We start from the raw sequence: 2,383 nt of genomic DNA, 5'->3' as shown, positions 1-2,383 counted from the left end.
GCGTTAGCCTGAAACCGACGCTGAGAGAAAGCGGAGGGTCGTCGATGGGCGCCATGCCACGCATCCGAACCATGGATGCGCTTGGCCTGCTCGTCCTTCGGCATCGTGTGAGCGGATGCCACGGCACTGCCGTGGCGCCAAGGCGCTGTCTGTGAGACAGCGCCTTTTTTCATGCCCCTGAGCCTTTGAACATCGTCGGTCGAATCACCGGGAAGCCGTCCCGGCCGTTCGAGAGGATGAGGAATGCGCACTCTGGTGCTCAATGCGGGCTATGAGCCGCTCGCTGTCGTGTCGTTCAAGCGGGCCCTCGTGCTGGTGATGAATGAGAAGGCCACGGTCGTCGAACACATCGACGGCGATCCGGTGTGGGGAGCGCGCGGGGCGTATGAACGCCCTGCGGTCATCCTGCTGAGACGCTACGTGCGCGTTCCAGGGAGCCGGCACATCCCGGTCACCCGTCGTGGAGTGCTGCGTCGCGATGCGCACCGCTGCGCGTACTGCGCGAAGATGGCGTCGACGATCGACCACGTCCTGCCGCGGTCGCGCGGTGGGGCGGACTCGTGGGAGAACCTCGTCGCATGCTGCCTGCGGTGCAACAACKTGAAGGGCGATCGCACGCCCCAGGAGATGGGCTGGGAGCTGCGGCTCGTCCCGCGGCCACCCTATGGTGCGCAGTGGACCGTGCGGGGCACCGAGCGCACCGACCCGCGCTGGGAGCCGTACCTCGAGCTCGCCGCGTAGACCCCGGGTCTATGCGAGCGTGAGTCCTGACACCTCGAGCGTCAGGAAGGCTGCGACGACGAACAGCAGCCCCGTGTAGACGAGGTCCTCCACCCAGTCGATGATGCCGGGCTTGCGCTCGAGCATCATCTGGGGGTTGTAGTAGAAGATCGACACGACGATGACGGCCAGCGAGAAGATCAGGCCGACCCACGCGGCGAAGGGCACGCCGACGAACAGCAGGACGATGACGATCGCCGCGACGACGTAGAGCCACGACAGCTTCGCGAACTCCCGCAGGGAGTCGTAGCGTGTCGTGCCGGCCTTAGCGGTCGCCCTCCACAGCTCGTAGATCAGCGAGATCGCGAACGTCACGATGAGCACCCATGCCGAGAGCGACTCGAGCAGGGTCGGATGAGCGGCACCGTCCAACGGCGGCCTCCTTCGGCGGATGTGCGTGGACGGTTCCACGGTGCCCTTAAGTTAGCGGGTCAACCGTGTTCGCGGGAAGACTCGGCGTGATGGGATGGACCCATGACCCGAGCCCTCATCGTGATCGACATGCAGCGCGCCTTCGACGACCTGGACTTCTGGGGCGACACGGCGAACYCGGACTGCGAGGCGAACGTCGCAGCGCTCATCGGCGCCTGGGAGCGATCCGGCGAGCCGATCGTCGTCGTGCGGCWTGACTCCGGCTCCGCGGGCTCGCCGCTGCATCCCGCTGCGGCGGGCAATGCGCTGGTCGACCCCGTCGCCGCGGCCCGGCCGGCGCTGTTCGTCACGAAGAACGTCAACTCGGCCTTCTACGGTGACCCCGACCTGCACGCCTGGCTGCAGGAGCAGGGGATCGGCGAACTCGTGATCTGCGGCATCCAGACCAACATGTGCGTCGAGACCACGGCGCGGATGGCGGGCAACCTCGGCTACGACACGACTGTCGTGCTCGATGCGACCCGCACCTTCGATCTGACGGCGGATGTCGCGGGCCTCGGCACCGTGACGCGCTCGGCCGCGGAGATCATGGCGACGACGGCGCTCGTGCTGCAGGCGGGCGGCTTCGCCCGGATCGCGACGACGGCCTCGCTCACGCGCTGAGTCGAGGTTTCTCGCCTCCGACGCCGACGCGCGGGAATGTCGGAGGCCGGAGATAAGTTCGATCGAGTCATTGAAGCAATAGAACATCTGTTCTATTCTGTAGAGGTGAGGGCGATCGTGCGGAACGAGGCGCGCCAGGAGCAGGGCGACGAGGTGCTGCAGCTGCGCGCGCAACTCGAGCGGGTGCAGGGGCTCCGGCTGGACGCCCCGGTGCTGCCCGTGCATCCCGCGCTCGCAGCGCTGCTGCCCGGTGGCGGGCTGAGGCCTGGCGCCGCCTACACGCTGGGGCGGTCCATGTCGCTGCTGCTCGCGCTGCTCGCCCGGCCTTCGCAGGACGGATCCTGGTGCGGTGTGATCGGGATGCCGGAGCTCGGCGCCGAAGCGGCCGAGGCGATCGGTGTCGATCTCGCCCGACTCGTGCTGGTCCCCGATGCCGGCAGTCGGTGGCTCGCCGTGACCGCGACCCTCGCCGAGGTGCTGCCAGTGGTGGCCGTGCGCCCACCGGCGCGCGCCGGCGACGCCGAGATGGCGCGGCTGGGCGCGCGGCTGCGCGATCGCGGCACGGTGC

Annotated in this window: 3 protein-coding genes and 1 pseudogene; 3 read left to right on the top strand and 1 reads right to left on the bottom strand. The window is 68.3% G+C overall.

Features of this window, described 5'->3' with window-relative positions; all coding sequences use genetic code 11:
• Window positions 1-243: 243 nt before the first annotated feature.
• Window positions 244-741, top strand: a complete 498-nt coding sequence (locus AC1DVT_RS19570; protein WP_477390989.1) for an HNH endonuclease — start codon at window positions 244-246, stop codon at window positions 739-741.
• A 9-nt stretch (window positions 742-750) separates the two neighbouring features.
• Here the strand turns inward: AC1DVT_RS19570 and AC1DVT_RS19565 are convergent, their stop codons facing one another.
• Window positions 751-1,152, bottom strand: a complete 402-nt coding sequence (locus AC1DVT_RS19565; protein ID WP_477390987.1) for a hypothetical protein — start codon at window positions 1,150-1,152, stop codon at window positions 751-753.
• A gap of 102 nt (window positions 1,153-1,254) precedes the next feature.
• On the opposite strand from AC1DVT_RS19565, the gene AC1DVT_RS19560 reads away from it, so the two are divergent.
• A complete protein-coding gene (locus AC1DVT_RS19560) occupies window positions 1,255-1,815 on the top strand; it encodes a cysteine hydrolase family protein (protein ID WP_477390985.1) in 561 nt (186 codons plus the stop codon).
• A 105-nt stretch (window positions 1,816-1,920) separates the two neighbouring features.
• Window positions 1,921-2,383: pseudogene (locus tag AC1DVT_RS19555) on the top strand (hypothetical protein); the annotation flags it as partial.

It is taken from the genome of Microbacterium sp. P2_F9 (genome assembly GCF_056403635.1).
This window is presented reverse-complemented; position numbering and strand designations above follow the sequence as displayed.